This window comes from Pseudoalteromonas sp. 2CM37A (assembly GCF_023161885.1).
GTDB lineage: Bacteria > Pseudomonadota > Gammaproteobacteria > Enterobacterales > Alteromonadaceae > Pseudoalteromonas > Pseudoalteromonas atlantica.
Genome location: NZ_JALNTJ010000005.1, coordinates 1 through 22,274, shown reverse-complemented (window position 1 = coordinate 22,274; position 22,274 = coordinate 1). Strand labels below are relative to the sequence as shown.

The window sequence follows — 22,274 nt, the reverse complement described above, 5'->3', positions numbered from 1 at the left end:
AGAGTGTGGTTCAACACGTTTTAACAGGAACCACTATTAGATAATTTCTAATTATTAGAAAAGCATTTACTGTGCCAACTTTTAAATCAATATAAACCAATGTTTTTAAATGCTTTTTTATAAAATGTTATACATTAATAATTAAGTTATCTGTTTAGCTGGAGGGATGACAAATTATTGCCGCTTTTTTGAGGGAGGTTTTTGCCGCTTTGTATTCACTAAAGCGGCAAGGTATTTCTGCTTATAATCTGTTTATAAGTAATCAAATAAAGAAAGGTTTGTTAAACGGCCAAACGTAGCTTGTGACGCTTGCAGTGCGGTTTCTTGTTTAGTGAGTTCACTAATGGCTTCTGCCATATCTACTTCTACTAAATCAGAAAGGTTGCTTTTGTTTTGAATGTCTTGCGCAAGATTTGAGTCACTCACGCTATCAACCGCATTCATCCGCCCGCCTAAGCTAGCTTGCGTATACACAACTTGCTCGCTGGCATTTTGAAGCTGTACTACACCATCGGCTAATACTTGCTGAAAATCATCGCCTTCAAGTGTGCCATCATTTAACCCTGTAATAAGTGATTGTAATGTATTAAGCACGTTTTCTTTGTGCGGTTTTTCAAGCGTAAAATCGAGTTGGCCAGGCGTACTACCCTCAAATTGAATTTTCATTCCTGAAAACTCAATTGTATTATCATTAACTTCCCCTGTTTGAGGTGGGGTAAGCGGCACACCATCTTGTAGAATTTCATATGTATCTGGATCGTTTGTTGTCGCACCAACGTTTCTGACTACAACACTAAAAGTATTTGCTGTGGGTGACACTGAAGTCCCTGGATCAGCATTGTAATTTGCCTGATGAAACTTATCGAACTCTGTTTGACCATCGACATAAACCGTCCCTGCAGTAATATTATTTGTAGGCGTAGTTACCGGAACCGTAGCTTGATTATCAGTAACATCAAGTCGTGCGTCGCTTTTCTCAAACGTATCAAAACCGTTATCGCTAGATTTAATACTTACCCCTTCAGCAATAGTTATTACATGCTGGCCTTGATCTCCATTATAAGTATATTCACCCGTAGTAGAGTCAAATTGGTAAGGTTGAGTGCTGTCTTGGTAGCCTGAAAAAATAAATTTACCGTCTTCTGAGCGGGTATTCATTAAATTGACGAGTGTTTTTTGTATTTCACTCAGCTCAGCCGCGATAGACTCTAAATCATCTTGAGTATAAGCACCATTGCCCGCTTGAATAGCCAGCTCTTGGGCTTGCTGAATATTAGTATTTATACTTTGTAAAATGGTTTCTTCAGTTTCAAGACGGCCAGTTAATTGGTCAATATTTTTAGTATATTGCTCATTTGTTTGTATTTTATTTGAGTAAAGCATCCCTTGCGAAATAGCAGCAGGTGCTTCTGAGGTCGTTAAGTATTTTTTACCTGTTGTTACTTGCTCTTGTGCATTAGCAACACTTTGTTGGTTATCGAGTATTTTATTAATGTTGTTTTGATACATTAAGTTATTTGATAAACGCATAATTACCTCGCCGCACTTAATAAGGTGTCAAAAACTTCTTGGGCCGCAGCTAGTACTTGAGCTGATGCTGAATATGATTGCTGAAAACGCAGTAAATTGGCAGCCTCTTCATCTAGGTTTACACCTGAGAGCGACTCATACCACGCTTCTGATTGCTGGGCTAACGCATCAAATGCGCTGGCACTGGTAATGGCTTGGCCAGTTACTACGCCAATATCACTCACTAACCCTGAATAGGCTTGGTTAAACGTTTCGTGATTGTCGGCAGTGGCTGTTGTCACTACATTTTTACGCACTAACTCACCATTTTGTAAATCAGCGAGTTTTAAACCATTACGGTTATCATCAAAGCCGCCTTCGTTAAATTCAAGGGTAAAAGTGTCTCCGGTAGCTGGCGTGCCTTCAATGTCAAAATCAAAGCCATAGTTGCTAAAAGGTGCGCCAGCCTGAGCCAGTACGCCTTCTGCTGGAGGCGTTACTGTAAATGTCGTGGTGCCATTTGCATCTGTAATTTGATATTCGTTTGCAGTGCCTGTTTTAACTAACGTGATATCGCCATTGGCTAAATCAGGGGTAGTGTTAAAGCCACCCGAGGTAACACTTGTTACTTCTCCGGCTGAAATAGTCGCTGTACCTACATTATCTATGCTGTTAGCTGTACGAACAGGCGATGCCAGTGCTAAGTCTTCACCGCGGCTTGTCGCAAGGGAAATACTGGTTGCCGCCTCTGAGTTAAGTTTAATTTGAAATTTATCCCCGATATTACCTGTACCATTAATTTCTAGTTTTAAGCCAAATGAGTCTTCAACTGTAGCCGGTAGTGGCGGCGTTGCATTAGGATCACCGGGTGTAGCTAATTGTATATCATCAGCATCTATGACGTTACTTGCTGGAATAATTGCTATGGCCGCATCGCCAATAGGCTCGCCTTTATTATCTACGGGCTGAATGCTCACTTCATTTGTATCCGTGTAAGTAACAATAAAGTCGCTGGCCGGTAGCTCACTGCCTTTACCGGGTTCTACAGTTGCAGTCATACCTGCATTACCAGTATTCGCTTGATACGCATAAGCGCCGGCGGTAGGTATATTAAATATATCACCGCCTAGCTCGCCGTTAGCATCCATACCCAATTTATTTTGCTCGTTGAACGCATCAGCAATTGCCAATCCCATTTGGCCAATTTGATTTTGTGCAGGCACAAGTATGTCGTCTCTAAATGCGAGCAAGCCGCCAATCTTGCCTTTTAATTTAGATGCATCTATTTCTAGCGGCACGGCTTTGCCGCCATTAACGTCAAGCGTCAATTCTTTAAAATTAGGATCGGGGTCGCCCGACAGTGAAAACAAGTTAAATGTACCGTTTTCCATAACTAAAGATTCACCGCTGCCCATAAAGACGAGTTTTTCGCCATTAGGGCCATCAAGTGTTTCTATATCAACAAGCTCTGATAATTCACGAATCGCTAAGTCGCGCTGGTTATAAATAGAGCTTGCGTCAGAGGCGTTATTTGTGCCATTTACGACTGCTATTTCTTGGTTTAACGTATTTATATTTTGGATAAGTGAGTTGGCTTCTTCAGAAAAAATCTCAAGCTGCTCATTTACTATACCTTGTTGCTCAAGCACGATACCCGAAAGCCTATCCATTTGATCAACTAAGCTTTGCGCATCGGTCATTACTAATGAGCGAGCAACTGTTGAAGACGGCTGGTTTAGCGCCTCTTGCACGTTATTAAATAATGAATTTATACCCGTTGATAAGTTATTAGACTCTTCTGAAAAAATAGTATCAACACGGTTGGCTTCTGTTACAAATTGATCAAAAAACGATTTATTTGAGGTGTCGCGGTTTAACTGCGACTGGGCAAACTCGTTCAATAACCTGTATGTTTCGCCGCGACCTACTTGGTTATCAACCATCGTGGTAAATTCAGTGCGCTCACGTACGTAGCCTTCTGTATTTACATTGGTGATGTTTTTACTGGTCGTTTGCAACAGCTCAGAGCTTGAACGCACCCCAGCACTGGCAATATTTAATAAACTAAACGACATATTACTTCACTCCTTGGGTAAACGCGCTTGTTGCAATATTTTTAAGCTCACTGCTATTTAGCACTTTTTTTATTTTACTCGCGTAATTAGGATCGGTTGCATAGCCTGCTTTTTGTAGCGAATCTAAAAATTCGTTTGGCTGTGCTGTTTTTTGTAATGCTTCTTCGTAGCGTGGGTTTTGCGTTAAAAAATCGACAAAGTCGTTCACGCTTTCTTTTATAGAATCGTAAGCTCTAAAACTTGCTTGCTTTTTAACAGGGGTACCTTGCTCAAATTCAAGCGTTACTTTACTTGCTTTATCGCCTTCCCAGCTTTTATCTGATTTAATATTGAACAGGTTATTTGAGCTATTCCCGTCGCTTTTATTAATAATATGCTTACCCCAACCCGTCTCAAGTGCCGCTTGGGCCACCATTACTGCAGGGTTTAAACCAATTTTTTCGGCCGCTGTTTTAGCATGCTCCCACACTGCACTAACAAACTCTTCAGCATTATCAAATGACGACTGCTGTGTAGGCTGTGTTGTGGTTTTAGTTTGTGTTGCCGCACTGCTGACTACTAAGTCATCTTTATTTGCTTGCTTTACACTGTGCACCTTTTCGTGCGGCAGTTCAGAGCCTGCGCGTTTATCACTCATAAAGTCGTTAGTAGTTCTTAATACTGAGCCAGGCATAAAGTTCTCAGCCTCTGGAGAAAGCTGCTGCACAATTAAATCAGCCAAACCCAAAGACCCATTTGATGAAAGCTCAGAAGAGAGCTGCTGATCGTGCATTTCTTCAAAAAACTTTACGCCGCTAGAGTTAAACGGGCTGTCTTCATCTTCAAATGCTTCGTTGGCTTTACGCATCCCTTTTAGAAGCATTTGTGTAAAAATAGCTTCAAATTGTGCCGCTGCTTTTTTTAGCGCCGCTTTAGACGCATCAGTAGATGCATCACCGCTGTTTAAAGCGTCTTGACGTAAAGTATTAAGATTACTTAAATCAAAAAAGTTTTGCTTATCGAGGTGATTTGTTTCCATCAGCTTTTTGACACAAAAATAAATAATGCTTTAAGAAATGCAAAAATTGAGCCAAAGAAAGGTAAACAGTAAAAAGCTTAAGTACCTTTTGAGTACTTAAGCTTTATGTGGAAGGGTAAATATTCTAAAATCTAACTAAATAACAACAAGCTGTCCGTTAATTGCACCCGCTTCTTTAAGCGCTTCTAAAATAGCCATTAGGTCTCCAGGTGCTGCGCCTACTTCATTTATAGCACGCACTAAGTCATCTAAGCTAACGCCGGGGTTAAAAACAAACGCACGAGAATCATCTTGATTAACGTCAATAATACTTTGCTGTGTAACAACAGTTTCGCCTTCTGCTAACGGATTAGGCTGCGTTACATTTTGCTGTTCAGCAATTGTGACTGTTAGGCCGCCATGGGTTATTGCCGCAGGCTGTAGCTTCACATTTTTGCCAATGACAATCGTTCCCGTACGTGAATTAACAATAATTTTGGCTGAGGTATCAGCAGGCTTAAACTCTAGGTTTTCAAGCGTTGATAAATAAGACACTCGTTGCGATGCATCACGTGGCGCAATAACGCGTACTGAGGCAGCGTCAATAGCTTGTGCACTATTAGGGCCTACCAAATTGTTAATTGTTGCTTCTAAACGTTTTGCCGTTGTAAAGTCAGGGCGGTTTAAGTTAAAAGTAATGTAGTCGCCTTGCATAAAAGGGCTTTTAACTTCGCGTTCAACAGTGGCTCCGTTAGGTACGCGGCCAACTGTCGGGGTATTAATGACCACTTTACTGCCATCAAGCCCTTGTGCTCCTAAACCACCCACAATTAGGCTACCTTGCGCTATGGCGTATACGTTTCCATCCACCCCTTTTAAGAAAGTTTGGAGCAAGGTGCCGCCACGTAAACTGCCTGCACTGCCAATAGAAGATACCGTAATATCAATTGTTTGACCCGGCTTTCTAAAAGGCGGAAGCTCAGCATGGACTGCCACTGCTGCTACGTTTTTAATTTTAGGGCTTTGTGTTGAAGGCAGCGTAATACCAAAACTGTTTAGCATGCCTCTAAAACTTTGTTGCGTGTAAGAGTTTTGCTCCCCTGTACCAGGTAGCCCCACCACTAAACCATAGCCAACCAATTGGTTAGCACGTACGCCTTCAACCATAGAGACATCTTTTATACGCTCGGCGCTGGCAGAAAATTGCCAGCCTAGCAGTATGATCAAAATAAACGCTTTAATGCTATTCATACTACTATCCTCTAAAACGGAAATAACGAGCTACTAAAGAAACGTGTTAACCACCCTGGGCTTTGCGCTTCTTGTGTTTGTCCTTTACCTGAATATTGAATTCGGGCATTGGCAATTCTATTCGACTCAACCGTGTTATCGGCGCTTACATCTTGCGGACGTACAAGGCCTTCGAGCCTAATAAACTCTTCGCCGGTGTTAAGTGTTAGCCATTTTTCACCACGAATAACTAAGTTACCATTGGGTAAAACACGCATAACATTCACCGAGATGTCGCCCACTAAGCTGTTTGACTGATTTGATTTAGAGTCACCGGTAAATGATGAATCACTACCAATGCCAAACTGAATACTGTCGCCACCTATATTTACAGGTAAACCACCTAACCCAATAACGGGGTCTAGGCTGGCTTCGGTTTCTTTATCGGTTTCGGTTTTAGCGGCTTTTGTAGCTTGTGTTGACTCTTCAAGCTTAACGGTAATTATATCGCCGGTTCTAAGTGCTTTTTTGTCTGAATACAAATCATTAAATGTATTGGTGTTAAACAACGAACCCGTTGCAACAACAGGCTCTGCTACAGGCTCTGGGTACATGGGTGCGTAGTAGGGGTCATCTTGAACCACTTCACTATTTTGCGTAGAAACACAGCCACTTAAAAATAAGGTGCCTGCTGCAAATAAAATAACATTACGCATAACTATCCCCTTGTGCACGGTTATAACTGTTGATTGATGTAGCTCATCATTTCGTCAACGGCCGAGATTACTTTTGAGTTCATTTCGTAAACACGTTGAGTTTCGATAAGGTTAACCAATTCTTCCGTTACATTAACGTTTGATGTTTCAAGCGAGCCTTGAATAATAGTTCCTAAGCCTTCTACGCCTGGATTACCTTGAACAGGTGCCCCACTAACAGCGGTTTCGGTGTAAAGGTTTTGACCAATTGGCTCAAGACCCGATGGATTAATAAAGTCACTAATTGTTAGCTGGCCAATTACCACGTTATCGGCTTGCCCTGCAACGCGTACAGATACTTCACCATCTTGAGAGACTGTAATTGATTGCGCATCATCGGGTACATTCATTTCGGGCTGAACAACAAAACCTGCACCTGAGGTAACAATGCGGCCGTCTTCATCGGTAGTAAATTGCCCATTACGCGAATACGCTATATTGCCATCGGGTTGCAGCACTTCAAAAAAACCTTCGCCTGAAATCATCCAATCGAGTGAGTTTTCGGTGGTGAGCATATTACCTTGGGTAAACTCTTTTTGGTTAGCAACCACTTTTGCACCCGCACCTAGCATTAGGCCAGATGGCAGCTCGGTATCTTGTGAAGAGCGCCCGCCAGGCTGGTTGATGTTTTGATACAGTAAATCTTCAAAAATAGCTCGGCTTTTTTTGTAACCTACGGTACTGGCATTCGCCAAGTTATTTGAAATAACTGAAATATCAGTTTGTTGAGCGTCTAGCCCTGTTTTACTTATCCACAATGCAGGATTCATAAGTATGCCCTCATTTTAAAGTTAAACTATGCGCATCAACTGATCTTGACGTTCGTCAATCTCTTCAGCTGTTTTCATTAGTTTTACTTGTAACTCAAATTGACGTTGGTGGTTGATCATATCGACCATTTCGTGAACTGGATTAACGTTAGACATTTCCAGTGCACCACTTAACACTTTTACATTTGCAGAGGTATCGACGGTTTGCCCTGGTACAGGTCTAAACAAACCATCGTTGCCTTTTTCAAGCTCTCTGCTGTTTCCTTCAACAACGCGCAGCGTGTCTACTTCTTCTAAAAAATTTGCAGGCGCCCCTTGAGGGCGAACCTGTATGGCGCCATCTTCACTAAAACTTATTTTTTCAATAGGAACCGGTAAAATTACGGGGCCACCTTCGCCAATAACTTGACGACCATGACTTGTTACCAACATACCTTGCGCAGTAATGTTTAGCGTGCCTACTTTTGTATAGGCTTCGTTACCTGAGTCATCTTGAACGGCAAGCCAGGCGTTATCGCTCATGGCAATATCTAAATCTCGCCCTGTTTCGATTATGCCGCCAGAGGTCATGTTAGAACCTGGACGCTCTTGCATAGAAAACACGCGCGTTGGTAAGCCCTCGCCAAATGCTTGCATAGAGCGCGCTTGCGCAAAGTCAGCTTTAAAGCCTGTGGTGTTTGCGTTTGCCAAATTATTGGCTTTAAGTGCAAGCCCTTGTAGGCTTTGCTTAGCGCCAGAGGCTGCAATGTAGACCATTTTGTCCATAACATCGACTCACATAAAAAATCTCTGAGTTGATAAATGCAAAATAGATGCCAGATTAAATTTGACGCAATTTATGAAGAATATTGAAAGGACTTAGTTGCAATAAGAATAGCGGCACAGCTAAAAAAAAGACTGCAAAAATGCAGCCTTAGAATTTTAACCAAAAATAAGGTTAACTTATCGAATCTGCAAAATACTTTGCTGAATTGTTGAGTTAACTTCAAGTGCTCGAGAGTTTGCTTGGTAGTTACGTTGAGCGGTAATCAAATCAACTAATTCGTTTGTTAAGTTGGTATTTGATTGCTCAAGCGCGGATGAATTAATACTACCAAAAGTCCCTGTTCCTGCTTCACCGGCCACTGGCTCTCCAGAGTCAATACTTTGCTTCCAGCTGGTATCACCTACTTGCGAAAGGCCTTGAGAGTTTGGAAAGCGAACCATAGCAACTTGGCCTAAGTAGGTTGAATCACCATTACTGTATGAGGCAACAATTTTACCGTCTGTGCCAATATCAATACCCGCTAAACGACCCACTGTAGAACCGTCTTGATCAAGTGCTTTTACTTCAAAACCACTAGAATATTGCGTTGGTATTCTTCCTGCAGTGTTGTTTTCATCGCGCCAGTTAACTTCTATACCAGCATCTGGAAATGTTGCCCCATTATCAAGTAAAGATGATAGCCCACCTGGGGTTTCTCCTAAAGTCACTTCATTAAATGTTGATGTAGTATTCGCATCGACGCCTGTCGTTGCTGGTAAACCGCTTGAATCAAATCCAAGTGTGGTAATAGGGCTATATGGTGTAGTTGTTTGCTCTGCACCAGATGTACTATCTACTACCTTGCCATCAAGTGTGGCATATACATCCCAGCTGTTTTCAGAATTACCTGCCACTGTAGGATCTTGTTTAGCAAAAAAGTACTGTAAAATATGTGGCTCACCTAGTGAATCATATACCGTTGTTGACGTTGACGAGTTATACGTACCACTTGAAGTTGGATCAAAGCTCAGGCCTGTAGGATCTGCAGTTGCATCTAAGTTAAACGATAAAAATACGTTTTCGGTTGCGCGAGGTGAGCCTGATGAGTCAGGAATTTGAATTGGGTCTGTAGTACTTAAACTAACCGATGTGGTATCACCTGTAGACTCGTCGACTGGAAAAGCTTGCAAATAATTACCTTTGGCATCAACCATAAAGTTATCTTGGTTTAGCTTAAAGGCACCTGCACGAGTGTAAGTTAAATCTTGCGACGAAATGTCGTCGGTCATTGCAAAATACCCTTCGCCGGTAATCGCTAAGTCTAACGAGTTGTTAGTAAATTGCAGTGACCCTTGGTGGAATTGCTGTGCAACCATGGTTGTTTGCACACCATCACCGTTTTTAGTTTTACCTGCACTAAAAACAGATGCAGCGTATACATCGGCAAATTCAGCACGCGATTCTTTAAAACCGGTGGTGTTTACATTAGCAATATTATTTGCTGTTACGTCTAAGTCTTTTTGAGCGGCAGCTAGGCCTGTAAGTGCGATATTAAAGCTCATAATTCACCTCTAACTTTGAATCTAATAGCCTGCTAGCAGGCGAAATACTTTTTAATTGGTTATGCGATCTCTGCGACATCAGTCAACCTAACCGCACCCTCTTTAGTGTTAATAATAATGCCACTAGAGCCGTTGATATTAACGCTTTCAATGTTTTTGAATGTTGCCACCGGTAAGCTTGAAAACTCGCCGTTGGTACTGCCCTCTGCAGTAATAGTGTATTCGCCCTCTGGTAGGCGCTCACCGGATTCATTATTACCATCCCAGCTAAAGCGCACTGCACCCGCTGCTTGCGAACCCATATCGATAGTTCTAACCAGTTGCCCAGAAGCATCTGTGACTTTAATTGTTAAATTATCAACGGCTTCTTCAGCAACCGCAGACCCTTTTGCCTCTCCGCTTTCGCCAAGCTCAAGCGTATTAGATTCTAAAAGCGCTTGCTTACCAACCAGCGTTGATGCTTGTAAGGCAGAGTTTGAGGTCATTGACGAGGCAAGTGACTCAAAATTTGTGTTTAAATCGGTGATGCCTTGCGCCATGGTAAAATTAGTCATTTGCGCAATCATCTGATCGTTATCAGCCGGATTACTCGGATCTTGATACGATAGCTGCTGAGTTAGCAACGAGAAAAAATCTTCCTGCGTTAATGCATCGCTCTCTTCAGTGGTTGTCGCTACTTGGGTCTCTTGCCAAGTTATAGAGTCCAAAAAAGATGAACTAGTACTAATATCGTTACTCATAACCTACCCTCGGTTATCGCTGCCCAAGTAACAGCGTTTTGCTTAACATTTGCTTAGCTGCATCGGCAACTTGCACGTTTGTTTGATAAGAGCGAGAAGCAGAGATCATATTTGCCATCTCCTCAACAACATTAACGTTGGGTTTATAGATATAGCCATTTTCATCCGCACTTGGGTGATTAGGGTTATATTCAATTTGTAGTGGTTTGTTACTCTCAACAATTCCCAGCACTTTAACACCAACAGCGGAGCCCTCAGGGTTGCTGGCTGAAGCAGACGCTTTCGTCAGCTCGGCAGCAAATACAGGTTGGCGTGCTCGGTAAGTTTTGTCTTGGGATGAACTAATTGTATTAGCATTCGAAATATTACTCGCGGTGGTATTTAAGCGAACATTTTGTGCACTCATACCACTGCCTGAAATATCAAAAACGTTATATAAACTCATAATTATTATCCTTGACTACCGAGCGCTTTATTCAGGCCCTTAAATTTACTACTTAAAAATTGCAGGCTTGCCTGATACTCCATCGCATTCTGTGTATACAAGTTTCGTTCCACCTGTATATCAACTGAGTTACCATCGCCTGTATCTCCTTGATTTGGAGTACGAAATAATTCAGAACCACCTACACTTCGAGTACCGCCAGCAATGTGTTTTTCATTGGTAGTAACCATGCTATTGCCGCTTTGCTGAGTTGACCTTGCCGCTTTTAATGCTGAGGCAAAGTCGATATCTTTTGCTTTATAGCCAGGCGTATCAGCATTCGCTATATTTGTGGCAAGTACTTCTGCCCGCTGTGAGCGGATCAACATTGCATGCGGGTGCACACCTAATGCTTTATCAAAACTGATAGCCATAACGTTCTCCAAAAAATTGACTTGCTTAAGTTAAAGCAATTTATAAGCCAGTAGTTTTTAGTTACGTTATTTTTTTATAGAGGGTTGTTATTAAATAAAAAAACGACGCTAAGAACGTCGTTTTTAATAACAAAGTGATGGGATTATTTTTTTTGGTAGATGATTCCAGGGTTACAACGAACCATATCAAACTCATTACTTAAGCCCGTCATCGACTCCGACGCACCTAAAAATAAATACCCTTTTGGGTTTAGTGCTTGGGCAAACTGACCAATTATTTTTGCTTTAACCTCTGGTGAAAAATATATAAGGACATTGCGGCAAAAAATAATATCAAACTTCCCCATTAAGGCGTAAGAATCAAGCAAGTTTAAATGTCTAAAGCTCACCTGTTTTCTAACTGAGTCGACAACTTTTGCCATGCCGTTGCCGCTATCCATAAAGTACTTTTTACGGCGCTCTGCAGATAGGCCTCGCGCTAAAGCCAACGAATCATATTCAGCGTTTTTACACATATCGAGCATTGTGTTAGAAATATCAGTACCAATAATTTGAGCCCCCATACGCAACACGCCCGGTTGCTTGGCCTGAAACTCAGCAACAGACATGGCAATAGAGTATGGTTCTTGGCCTGAAGAGCTGGCCGCTGACCAAATTTTTAATGGTCGGCGGGCGTCTTTAAACTCTGGAAACAGTTTGTTTTTTAAAAGCTCAAATGGATATTGATCCCTAAACCACAAGGTTTCGTTAGTGGTCATGGCATCAACTACAGCGGCTCTAAGTTGCCGCTCATGAGGGCCAAGCGTTTTACTCACTAATTGTGATAAAGATTCAACATTAAAACGAGCCATAAGCGGCGCAAGCCTACTTTTTACTAAATACTGCTTGTTTTCGCCTAGCACAATACCACATTGCTGCTCTAAAAATGAGCGAAACTGATCGTAGTCACTTTGCTGCAAATCTTTATTATTCAAATTAATAACACCTATTGTTGTTTAGTCGCAATGAACCCATTTTTTAACTGCTGTTGCCAATTCATCAGGGTTAAATTTTGCTATAAAGTCATCCGCGCCTACTTTTTCGATCATCGCCTGATTAAACACCCCACTCAAAGAAGTGTGTAAAATAACATGTAGAGGCGCTAATTTTGGATCTGCTTTAATTTCTGCTGTTAATGTATAGCCGTCCATTTCAGGCATTTCAACATCAGAGATAAGTAAACCTACGCGCTCAGTAATATCATTTTTACAATCAAGCTCGGCTATTTCTTTAAGCCTAACTAAAGCCTCTTTACCATTTTTTGCAAGCTCAGTTTGCACGCCAAGTGGCTCAAGTGCTCTTTTTACTTGGTTACGTGCAACAGCTGAATCGTCGGCAATAAATACAATGCGCTCGCCTAAGTCTTTTTGTATTGCACTATCGGCGGCAAGGTCGGCGCTAACTTCGGTATTTACTGGACAAATTTCGTTTAAGATTTTTTCTACATCGAGAATTTCGACCAATTCGTTTTCAATCTCGGTAACGGCAGTTAAATAAGAGTAACGCCCTGCTCCCGACGGAGGTGGCATTATTTTTTCCCAGTTCATATTAACGATTCGCTCAACGCCACCAACTAAAAAGCCCTGCACTGAACGATTGTATTCTGCAATTATTATGAAGCTGTCTTTAACATTTTCAATAGGTCGGCCGCCTACGGCCATTGATAAGTCGATAACTGAAATAGTTTGACCACGAATATGCGCCACACCCCGAATGTATGCATTTGATTTAGGCATACTCGTTAAAGGAGGACATTGCAGTACTTCTCTTACTTTAAATACATTGATCCCAAAACGCTGACGCCCTCTGAGCTTAAATAATAGTAATTCTAGGCGGTTCTGCCCAACCAACTGGGTGCGTTGGTTTACTGAGTCTAAAATGCCTGCCATTCAAATCTCCTAAAGAAAACAAATAATGCGGAACGATAATTGCTTTCTGTTTATAAAGCTACATAACATCGCGGGAGCGTCTACTTTTTGACGCAAAATATTTATACCCTGTTTGAAACCATAAGCATAGTCGAAACATTATGAGTTTGTTAAAAAAAGTCAGAAGATACAGTGTTTTTTATTTTCTTGCTAGCCTCTGCTTAGCAACACCTTTACATGCAAAAGTGTTTAGTAAAGATTTATTACAAGAAATAGCAATTTCTCATATTGCAGAGCAAGTTACCGTACCACTTGAAAAAAATGTGGAGATTACCGCGCTTGCCCTCGATAGCCGCATTCCTGATAGAGTATGCGAAAACGAGCCAGAATTAGTCGTGCCAAATGAGCCGCCATTTACACGCCAAGTGACTGTTCAAATAAAATGTAACGATACGCAAAACTGGACTCAATATGTCCATGTAAGAATCGTTAAAATGGCGCCTGTTGTGGTTGCCACGGCAAATTTAGCCCGTGGTGAAGTTATTACTAAGTCTCATTTAAGCGTACAAATGAAGCCTTCGCAGTTTGTAAGGGTACAATATTTAGATGACCCTTTAATGCTTATTGGCAGCCGCAGTAAGCGAAATATAAGAAGCGGTATGCCGGTTTTGCTTAACCAAATTTGTATGGTTTGCAAAGGCGACGCTGTTAATATTTATGCGAGTATTAAAGGACTTAGAATAAAAACCACGGGGATAGCACTTGAAGATGGCACCCTTGGTGAGCAAGTACAGATCAAGAATAAAAAATCCGGTAAAATTTTGAATGCACGCGTAGATGGTGTAGAGTCTGTGCAAGTAAATATTTAATTTCGATTTATACTAAAGTATCCTATGTATATGCCGATAACTTGGCATAAGTTGGGTAATATACAGGTTTATTATTATGGTTAATCAAGTTAATGGCAGTAATCAACAAGCTAACGCGCTTACAAACGCTAAACAGCAACAAGTTGATATTAAAAAAGATAACGCTGCAAGTACACAAACAACACAGACTCCTTCGCCTAAAGCGGCGAGCGATTCAGTGAGCCTGACGCCACAAGCACAGCAGTTAAAAACACTGCAAGATAAAGCACAGCAATCATCTGGCTTTGATAGTGAAAAGGTCGCTGAACTTAAAAAAGCGATTACCGAAGGTAAATACCAAATTGATGCTGAAAAGCTGACTAAAAACTTAGCTGATTTTGAGTTTAACGTATATGGCTGATCACAATAGTTTAATTAGCGTTAAATTAAATGAACAAGTTAAATGCTTGGATTCATTATATGCGTTATTAAACGAAGAGCTTAGTATTATTGCCTCTCGCAGAGGTGAAGGTTTAAAAGAACTTGCCCAACAAAAAATGTCTTTTTTAACTAAGCTTACGCAGCTCGATAAAGAGTTGAATAAACTTTTTGCAGCAAATGATGAAAATGCCCCTGAAGTAACTGAACGAGTAGCGCAAGTTAAAGCGCAATTATCGCAGTGCCAAAAACAAAATAAAGTAAACTCACATGCTGCCCGCCAAGCACACTTAAGTGTAAAACAATTAAAAGATATTTTAATTGGCGCCCCAACTAGTATGACTTACGACCAAGGCGGTAGTGTGGTTAATACCGACAGCAAGCTAGTTCGTAACCTAAAAGCTTAACTGCTTTCATCTATCCTAATTTATTAAAAAAGCCCTTATTGAAGTCTCAATAAGGGCTTTTTTAGGTTTACTACTTAGCACAAAATAATAACCACACTTTTGATTAAGTGAGTTTTAGAAACCCACTTCAGTTATTTAACTGAAGTGGGTTACTGATTTAAATATCTGTTTGGTTATTACCATTTTCAATTAAGTGTTTAATCATTTCCTCTGATTGATTTTGAACATCAACTGCTGGCGCAGCTTCATCGGTACTTCCGCCACTTTGTGCAGGGCTATAAGCAATTGCAGAGCCTTCATCGTCAATCAAAGTATTAAGAGCAACGAGTTGCTCGGTGTCTTCGTCAATAATTACATCATTGATATTAAGGGGCTCTGTAGAGCTCATTGACACCGTTTGCTCTGTACTCGATAAAGCACTTACATTACTTAAATTAACCGTTTCTCCTAAAGCATCGCTGGTTACTGCTTCATTTGGCATAGTAGCGCCTAATGCTGCTTCTTCGCTAAACGGCTCAGCGGCTCCTTCTAAGCCAAATGTTGTATCGGTGGCACTTGCACTGCTTCCTGCGCTAGCAAGTTGTGGGTCGTTTCCTTGGTCAATAATATTGTCATTAATATCCTTAATTAAATAATTACCGGCTTCATCAACTGTGATAAAGCGATAATCAGACCAAGAACCTAAATCAAGAACTGATAATAATGAACTCCAATTTCCATTCTCATCAGGTTGAATTTCCATAGCGCTTTCTAGCACATTTAAGTTTAGGTTTAACACCTCAAGGCCAAGTAAGTTTGCTCCTACAACATATACACTATTTCCTTCTTCTACTGTGCCTTCTGCAGTTAAACCTATTCCTAGTAAGCCCCAGTAATAGTTAGACACTTCGAAGTCTACCGGCGTTGAGTCAATCACTAACCCAGATAAGCTTCCACTTGAAGTAACATTTCCAGATTCATCAGTAGCGGTAGCCGTTACAGTGTATGCCCCATCGAGTAAAGCGTTGTCTGGTGATACGCTCCATACACCTGTCTCACCCGCTGTTGTATCCTTGGTTACAACAGTACCGCTTTCATCTATAAAGCTTACGGTAATATCTTCATTTGCTCCTGCGGTACCGGTGATCTTAGGTGTGCTATCGGCTGTTAATTCTAAACCAGAGTTAATTACTATGCCTGAATCAACTATGCTGCTTATAGATTGCTCGCCAATATTACCTGCATTATCAAGTACGCTTACATCAACACTGTAATTCCCTTCGCTAAGAGGCTGCGAAGCTGTAACACTCCACGACCCATCTGTGTTTACTGTTGTTGAAACATTGTGTGTTTCACCTAGTGCGTCAGTAAACATCACCATAACTGCAGCTCCAGCAAAACTTCCGGTTACCGAGCCTGTAATAGTCGGTGTGGTATCTTGGCCTACTGCAATAGGGTCTATAAATACAATAGGTGCTGTGTAATCAGTACTTGAAACCATGGTATCGCTTGATGAGTTTCCTGCAGCATCACTCACTGTTGCAGTAGCACTAAAACCGCCTTCACTAAGCGGCGTAACAGCTGTGACTGACCAAGTTCCGTTACCTGCCACTTGCGCAGTTAATGTTTGCGAATCACTATTAGCATCAGTAAGTACTACGCTTATGGTTGTACCTGCCGGAGCATCACTTGTACCTGAGATGGTTGGCAGTGAGTTATTCGTAACTGCAAGTTCATTAATTTCAATTGTAGGCGGAGTTAAGTCAACTATGCCATTAAGACTTGTAGAGCTTGTAAGGTTTAAGTTTTCGACTGTCGCATCAACCGTAAATGCACCTTCAGCTAATGGAGTGCTCGGTATTAATGTCCATACACCAGCAATAGCTTGAGTGTTATAGGTTGTTGCATTACCACTGCTATCTGTAATAACAACTTCTACATTACCGTTTATTACATCGGTAGTACCACTAATAGTAGGGGTTGTATCGCTTGTATCTATTATTGGGTTAATTAATAGACTCGGTAAAGTGGTGCTCACAACGCCCGTTTGCGTCACCGTTGCTATATTGCCTGCGTTATCAATACTAATAGCCTCGACGGTTAAATCGCCCTCAGCAAGTAAAGGTGCAACAACAAGCCACGTGCCATCTCCTAATACTGTTGTAGTAACTTCATAAAGTGTGTTTGTAGAGTCGGTAATATTAACAGTGATTAAGCTACCGGTTTCTTCGTCACTGGTGCCAGTAATAGTAGGCGTTAATGTATTAAGTACACCAAAGGCGTCTATTTCTAACGATGGCGGTATGGTATCAATCGTCACTTGCTCAGTAGCAGACTGGCCTAGATTACCCGCAGCATCAGTAATACTTGCGAATACACTATATATACCATCAGGTAGGCTAGTGGTTACTAATGACCACGTGCCATCGCTACCAACAAGGGCATCAAATACTGTTGCGTTGCCGTTACTATCTATCACAGTTACATCAATGTCTGTGCCTTGAGCTTCTTCAGAAGTACCAGAAATAGTTAGAATGTCAGTATTGCTGATGCTCAACGGTAAAATATCTACCACAGGCACTAACGTATCAACAACAAACTCGAGCGTTTGTGTTACTACATTGCCAGCATCATCAGTAATACTCACGTTGGCGACATGCTGCCCTTCAGTCAGCGCATCAACCTCCAGTGAAAATAGCCCTGCTGCATTCACTGTTGTTGTTAGTACTGAGCCTCCGTCCAGCTGAATCTCTACCACTCCATTAATTAAATCACTGGTCCCTTGAATAATTGGAGTAGAATCTGACGTTGTACCAATCACTTGCAAATTAAGTGTTGGTGAGATGGTATCTACTACACTGCTTAGCAGCTGTGTAGCTGTGATCCCGACTTCACTTAATACATTCACAGTTACAGTAAACACGCCCTCAGCAAGTGATTGAGGAACTTGTACAAGCCATGAATTATCTGCCTGCACTATGGCAACCAAATCTTGTGCTATGTTATCGCTATCTACCACTCTCACTAGCACTTCGGTGCCTGGGGCTTGGTCAGTCGTACCGCTAATTACTGGTAAATCACCCTCGCCAGCTACAAAGTCAACTACCGCATTAAGTAACGGCGTTGAAGCATCTACATCTGCCGTCGTAATAGTGGTGGTGTTACCCGCTTCATCAGTTGCAGAGGCTTCAACAACTGATAAGCCAATAATATTAACCGCTAGGCCTAATAACACCCAGTCACCATTGGCATCAGTGGTTACATCGTAAGTTAAGTTAGCCAAATCACCTGCTAATTCTAAATTAACGGTGACTGTTTTACCTTCACCTAAATCGGAAGTACCAGATAAAGATACTAGCTGCCCTAATACGAACGAAGGCACAATAGTAAGCTCTGGCCCTACTGTATCTACTTCGCCACCTGTTTTACTATCAACAGAGGTATTTCCTGCGCTATCAGTAATCGTTGCCGAAACACTGTAAACACCTTCTGCTAATACGTTGTCTGCAGCGGCTTGCCAGTCCCCATTAGCATCCGTTTGTACGGTAATTTGATGCGATGCGCCAGCTGAGTCAGTAAACGTAACGAAAACGTTTGTATTTGGCTCGTTTGATGTGCCACTAATTAATGGCGTGCTGTCTTGGGTAAGTATTAATGAACTTTGATCAATACTAATTTCTGGCGCAATTGTATCTATATTAGCGTTAGTGATATTGCTCCCTGTATTTCCGGCATTATCAGTAATAAATACTTCTACTGAATATGCCCCTTGCGAAAGACTATTGCTTGCCTCTACTGACCAAGTTCCACCGGCTTGCACCGTTGTATTGACAGTATGCGCATTACCTTGGAAGTCGGTAAATACCACAGCAACCACATCTCCTACGGCTGCACCTGTTACACTGCCAGAAACGCTAGGTGTTAAATCTGTACTACCTACAATATCGTTAATGCTAACCACTGGTGCGGTTATATCAACCACACCGGTAGTGCTAGTATTTACAGGGTTGCCCGCGGTATCACTTGTTGATGCAGTAACAGTATACGTGCCTTCGCTAAGCGATAAAGGAGCTGCAACTGACCATGTGCCATTTGCACCTACTGTGGCATTAACTGTTTGCTCTGCGCCTAAGCTATCTGTAATCAAAATAGCGACTATCGCGCCTTGTGGGGTTGTACTTGTACCTGAAATTGTAGGCGTTGTATCATTACTCGTTAGTAGCGGTGTAATATTCAATTCTGGGGCTGTTAAGTCTATCAGCCCTGTATCTGTTGCACTGCTGGTTAAGCCACCTTCAGTCACACTGGCTGAAACAGTAAACGTGCCCTCAGGAAGGATATTTGTCGCATCTACACTCCATGTATTATCAGTTACAGTTGTTGTAACCGTGTGCGAGACATTATTAACATCGGTAATAGTAACCGCAACTAGCGTACCATTTGCAGCACTACTCGACCCAGAAAGCGTAGGTGTTTGATCGTTTGTATCAACAATAGTGTTTATATTAATGGTAGGTGCATTAGTATTAAGCGTGGCAGTAGCATTTGCTTCACTACTGTTACCTGCAGTATCAGTAATGCTTGCTGAAACTGTCACTTGTCCATCAGTTAATGGCGTGGTTACATCAACACTCCAGGCCCCGCCTGCCCCCACAGTCGTTGTGTAGGTATCAGTGCTATCACCATCAGTAATTGTGACATTAATTGTAGTACCTTCAACCTCATTAGATGTACCTGAAATAGTAGGCGAGCTGCTATTAATTGTACCTAATGCGTCAATGGTAATGGTTGGTGCTTGAGTATCAACAAGCCCTGTTCCAGTCGCTGAACCTGTATTATTAGCATCGTCGGTAATACTAACAACAACACTATAATTTCCTTCAGGTAAATTAGGCGCTGTTGTTTGCCAATTACCATTTGCATCAACCGTAGCAGCTAACGTATGCGTATCACCATTACTATCTGTAATAACAATATCTACATTTGTGCCAGTAGGTTCACCAGATGTACCACTAATAACTGGCGTATCTGTGTTAAATACGGTTATGTCGTCCAATGCGACTATTGGTATCTGAGTATCAATTGTTAAGTCGATTGTTGTGTTAGTGATATTATTAGCGTCGTCAGCAACATTAATTTGCGCCGTATAGTTACCATCGGTAAGTGCAGTTGGTACCTCTACCTGCCAATTTCCATCAGCATCGACTACCGCAAAAAAGGTTTGGCCATCAATGCTAATTATTACATCAGCACCTATAGCATCACTAGTGCCTGATAGGGTTGGCGTTGTATCTGCTGTAGTGTCGATAGGATTAACGCTAAGAGTAGGTGCTATGCTGTCTATTTCACCTTGTGCTTGCTCAGTGGTTAAATTACCAACATCGTCTCTTACCTCTGCGGTAACAGTGTACTGCCCTTGTGCTAACTCGGTTGGCACTTCAACAGACCAACTTCCATTAGCTTGAACTATGGCCGTAAACTGCTGGCTTTGACCTGCACTATCTACAACGGTTAGTTCTACCTCGGTTCCTTGAACCATATCAGTAACACCAGAGATCACAGGCGTTGCATCATTCGATAATGCATCTACAGTAACGGTAAGCGCAGGTGCTTCATTATCAAAATTAAGTGAGTTGACGCTCGCAACATTACCGGCTGCATCACTTGCAGTTGCAGTAACATACGCAAGACTAAGCAAAGGTACTGTTATGTTGGCAAGTCCCCATGTGCCATCAGCATTCGTGGTAGCAGTGTACGTTGCGCCCACTAAACCACCGACTAAATACTCGGTAATTGTGATCACTGACCCTTCTGGTAAATCAGAATCCCCAGAAAGAGAGACTAAATTGCCTAGGGCAAACGAAGGAATGATCTCTAAAGTCGGTGGAGTTACATCCACTTCGCCCGTATCACTGCCTGTGCCGGTGTTGCCTGCTGCATCAGTAATGCTCGCACTCACACTGTAGCTCCCTTCGGCTAAATCAGTCGCTGGGGTGGCACTCCAATTACCATTGGCATCGGTTTGTACATCAATAGTTTGTACGGCATTGGCTGCATCGGTAAAGGTTATCGTAACGGTGCTGTTTGGTGCATCACTGGTGCCCGTAACCGTTGGCGAGCTGTCGTTGGTGAGCGCTGGTGCATCCACACTCACACTTGGCGCGGTGGTATCGATGTTACCGCTGCCAGAGATATCAGTGCTGTTACCTGCATCATCGCTAATGCTGGCCTCAATGCTGTAAGGCCCTTCTGCAAGTGCCGTCGGTACTTCCACTGAAAAGTTGCCGCTCGCATCCACGGTAGTGGTGAAGGTTTGCTCGACTCCTAAATCATCGATAACCGTAAAGGTGATCACGGTGCCTTCAACCGCATCACTGGTGCCGCTTAGGGTCGGTGTAACATCGTTACTTGAACCTGGGCTGGTTAAATCAAGCGTTGGCGCAATGGTATCAACCTCCCCTACGCCTGTGGCGGTCGCTGAGTTACCCGCTGTATCGGTTACGCTTGCACTTACGGTAAAGTTGCCTTCAGCAAGGGCTGTTGTAACAGGGACTGACCATGTACCAGTTGCGCCCACTGTGGCGGTAATGGTTTGCTGTGCGCCGGCATTGTCTGTCACAATAATTGTCACTTCACTGCCTTGTGGCGCATCACTTGTGCCGGAGATCGTCGGTGTTGTGTCGTTGCTAACGCCGTTATCTGTAATAACAAGGCTAGGTGGGGTTAAATCAATCTCACCGGTTTCGCTCGCGCTGCCGATATTACCCAGACCATCGTCTACCTCGGCGGTTACCGTGTATTCGCCTTCAGTTAGTTCAGTTGGTGCAGCAACGCTCCACACGCCACTGGTTACTGTGGTGGTTGTGGTGGTTTCAGCGCCTGCACTGTCTACAAACGTTAGGCTAATGGTGGTGCCATCGGCTGCATCGCTTGTCCCATTAATGGTTGGCGTGGTGTCGTTGGTATCAACCAAGGTATTAATGCTAATGCTTGGCGCGGTGGTGTTCAGCGTGGCGGTTTCACTAACCGTAGTGGTGTTACCAGCGTTGTCGCTCACACTGGCTTCAATGGTCAGCTCACCATCAACCAGAGCATTTGGTACATCGGCTGACCAGCTGCCACCCGCTTGGACTGTGGCTGTAAAGGTTTCGGTGGTAATGCCATCGCTGACGCTGATGCTAATTACCGTGCCGGCTGGTGCATTCGTGGTACCACTAATAGTTGGCGTGCTGTCGTTGGTAGCGCCTACAGTATCGAGTGTCAGTGTCGGTGCAAGGCTATCAAGGGTGCCCGATTGCGTAGCGCCTCCTGTATTGCCCGCCGCATCCGTAATGCTGGCTTGTACACTGTAGCTGCCATCAGGTAATTCAGGGCTGGTTGCTTGCCAGTTGCCGTTGACATCCACGGTGGCGGTGAGCGGTGTTTCATCGCCATTACTGTCGGTGATTACAATG

General features: G+C 42.6%; 17 protein-coding genes. 3 read left to right on the top strand and 14 right to left on the bottom strand.

The window, feature by feature from the left end:
• Positions 1–252: 252 nt before the first annotated feature.
• The 13 genes from flgL to MTF68_RS12460 form a co-directional block, all read right to left on the bottom strand.
• On the bottom strand, positions 253–1,530 hold the full coding sequence (gene flgL / locus MTF68_RS12520) for a flagellar hook-associated protein FlgL (protein ID WP_248462691.1): 1,278 nt from the start codon (positions 1,528–1,530) through the stop codon (positions 253–255).
• A 2-nt stretch (positions 1,531–1,532) separates the two neighbouring features.
• The gene (gene flgK, locus MTF68_RS12515; RefSeq protein ID WP_248462690.1) at positions 1,533–3,584 is read right to left on the bottom strand and encodes a flagellar hook-associated protein FlgK; all 2,052 of its coding nucleotides are present in this window, start codon (positions 3,582–3,584) and stop codon (positions 1,533–1,535) included.
• Position 3,585: 1 nt separating this feature from the next.
• The gene (gene flgJ, locus MTF68_RS12510) at positions 3,586–4,602 is read right to left on the bottom strand and encodes a flagellar assembly peptidoglycan hydrolase FlgJ (RefSeq protein WP_248450542.1); all 1,017 of its coding nucleotides are present in this window, start codon (positions 4,600–4,602) and stop codon (positions 3,586–3,588) included.
• Between the two features lie 135 nt (positions 4,603–4,737).
• A complete protein-coding gene (locus tag MTF68_RS12505) occupies positions 4,738–5,832 on the bottom strand; it encodes a flagellar basal body P-ring protein FlgI (protein ID WP_004588022.1) in 1,095 nt (364 codons plus the stop codon).
• A gap of 11 nt (positions 5,833–5,843) precedes the next feature.
• Complete coding sequence (flgH, locus tag MTF68_RS12500; protein ID WP_004588021.1) at positions 5,844–6,527, bottom strand: flagellar basal body L-ring protein FlgH; 684 nt, start codon at positions 6,525–6,527, stop codon at positions 5,844–5,846.
• A gap of 20 nt (positions 6,528–6,547) precedes the next feature.
• Positions 6,548–7,336: a flagellar basal-body rod protein FlgG gene (flgG, locus tag MTF68_RS12495; protein WP_004588020.1), complete on the bottom strand. Its 789-nt coding sequence runs from the start codon at positions 7,334–7,336 to the stop codon at positions 6,548–6,550.
• Between the two features lie 21 nt (positions 7,337–7,357).
• Positions 7,358–8,101 (bottom strand): flagellar basal body rod protein FlgF, encoded by a 744-nt coding sequence (locus MTF68_RS12490; RefSeq protein WP_004588019.1) that lies wholly within the window; start codon positions 8,099–8,101, stop codon positions 7,358–7,360.
• 177 nt (positions 8,102–8,278) lie between these two features.
• Complete coding sequence (gene flgE, locus MTF68_RS12485; RefSeq protein ID WP_248462689.1) at positions 8,279–9,643, bottom strand: flagellar hook protein FlgE; 1,365 nt, start codon at positions 9,641–9,643, stop codon at positions 8,279–8,281.
• Between the two features lie 59 nt (positions 9,644–9,702).
• Complete coding sequence (locus MTF68_RS12480) at positions 9,703–10,383, bottom strand: flagellar hook assembly protein FlgD (RefSeq protein WP_004588017.1); 681 nt, start codon at positions 10,381–10,383, stop codon at positions 9,703–9,705.
• A 13-nt stretch (positions 10,384–10,396) separates the two neighbouring features.
• Entirely contained in the window at positions 10,397–10,828 is a 432-nt protein-coding gene (flgC, locus tag MTF68_RS12475; RefSeq protein WP_248442830.1) for a flagellar basal body rod protein FlgC, read from the bottom strand.
• A 5-nt stretch (positions 10,829–10,833) separates the two neighbouring features.
• Entirely contained in the window at positions 10,834–11,241 is a 408-nt protein-coding gene (gene flgB, locus MTF68_RS12470; protein WP_029773927.1) for a flagellar basal body rod protein FlgB, read from the bottom strand.
• Between the two features lie 143 nt (positions 11,242–11,384).
• On the bottom strand, positions 11,385–12,215 hold the full coding sequence (locus tag MTF68_RS12465; RefSeq protein ID WP_029773928.1) for a protein-glutamate O-methyltransferase CheR: 831 nt from the start codon (positions 12,213–12,215) through the stop codon (positions 11,385–11,387).
• Between the two features lie 21 nt (positions 12,216–12,236).
• On the bottom strand, positions 12,237–13,169 hold the full coding sequence (locus MTF68_RS12460; protein ID WP_004588013.1) for a chemotaxis protein CheV: 933 nt from the start codon (positions 13,167–13,169) through the stop codon (positions 12,237–12,239).
• A gap of 140 nt (positions 13,170–13,309) precedes the next feature.
• On the opposite strand from MTF68_RS12460, the gene flgA reads away from it, so the two are divergent.
• From flgA to MTF68_RS12445, 3 genes are all read left to right on the top strand, one after another.
• Positions 13,310–14,017, top strand: coding sequence for a flagellar basal body P-ring formation chaperone FlgA (flgA, locus tag MTF68_RS12455; protein ID WP_248462688.1), 708 nt, complete (start codon positions 13,310–13,312; stop codon positions 14,015–14,017).
• A 76-nt stretch (positions 14,018–14,093) separates the two neighbouring features.
• A complete protein-coding gene (gene flgM / locus MTF68_RS12450) occupies positions 14,094–14,417 on the top strand; it encodes a flagellar biosynthesis anti-sigma factor FlgM (RefSeq protein ID WP_004588011.1) in 324 nt (107 codons plus the stop codon).
• Positions 14,410–14,841, top strand: coding sequence for a flagellar protein FlgN (locus tag MTF68_RS12445; protein ID WP_248462687.1), 432 nt, complete (start codon positions 14,410–14,412; stop codon positions 14,839–14,841). The genes flgM and MTF68_RS12445 overlap by 8 nt, the downstream gene beginning before the upstream one ends.
• A 157-nt stretch (positions 14,842–14,998) precedes the next feature.
• On the opposite strand, the gene MTF68_RS12440 is transcribed toward MTF68_RS12445, so the two are convergent.
• On the bottom strand, positions 14,999–22,267 hold the full coding sequence (locus tag MTF68_RS12440) for an Ig-like domain-containing protein (RefSeq protein WP_348983626.1): 7,269 nt from the start codon (positions 22,265–22,267) through the stop codon (positions 14,999–15,001).
• Between the last annotated feature and the right edge of the window lie 7 nt (positions 22,268–22,274).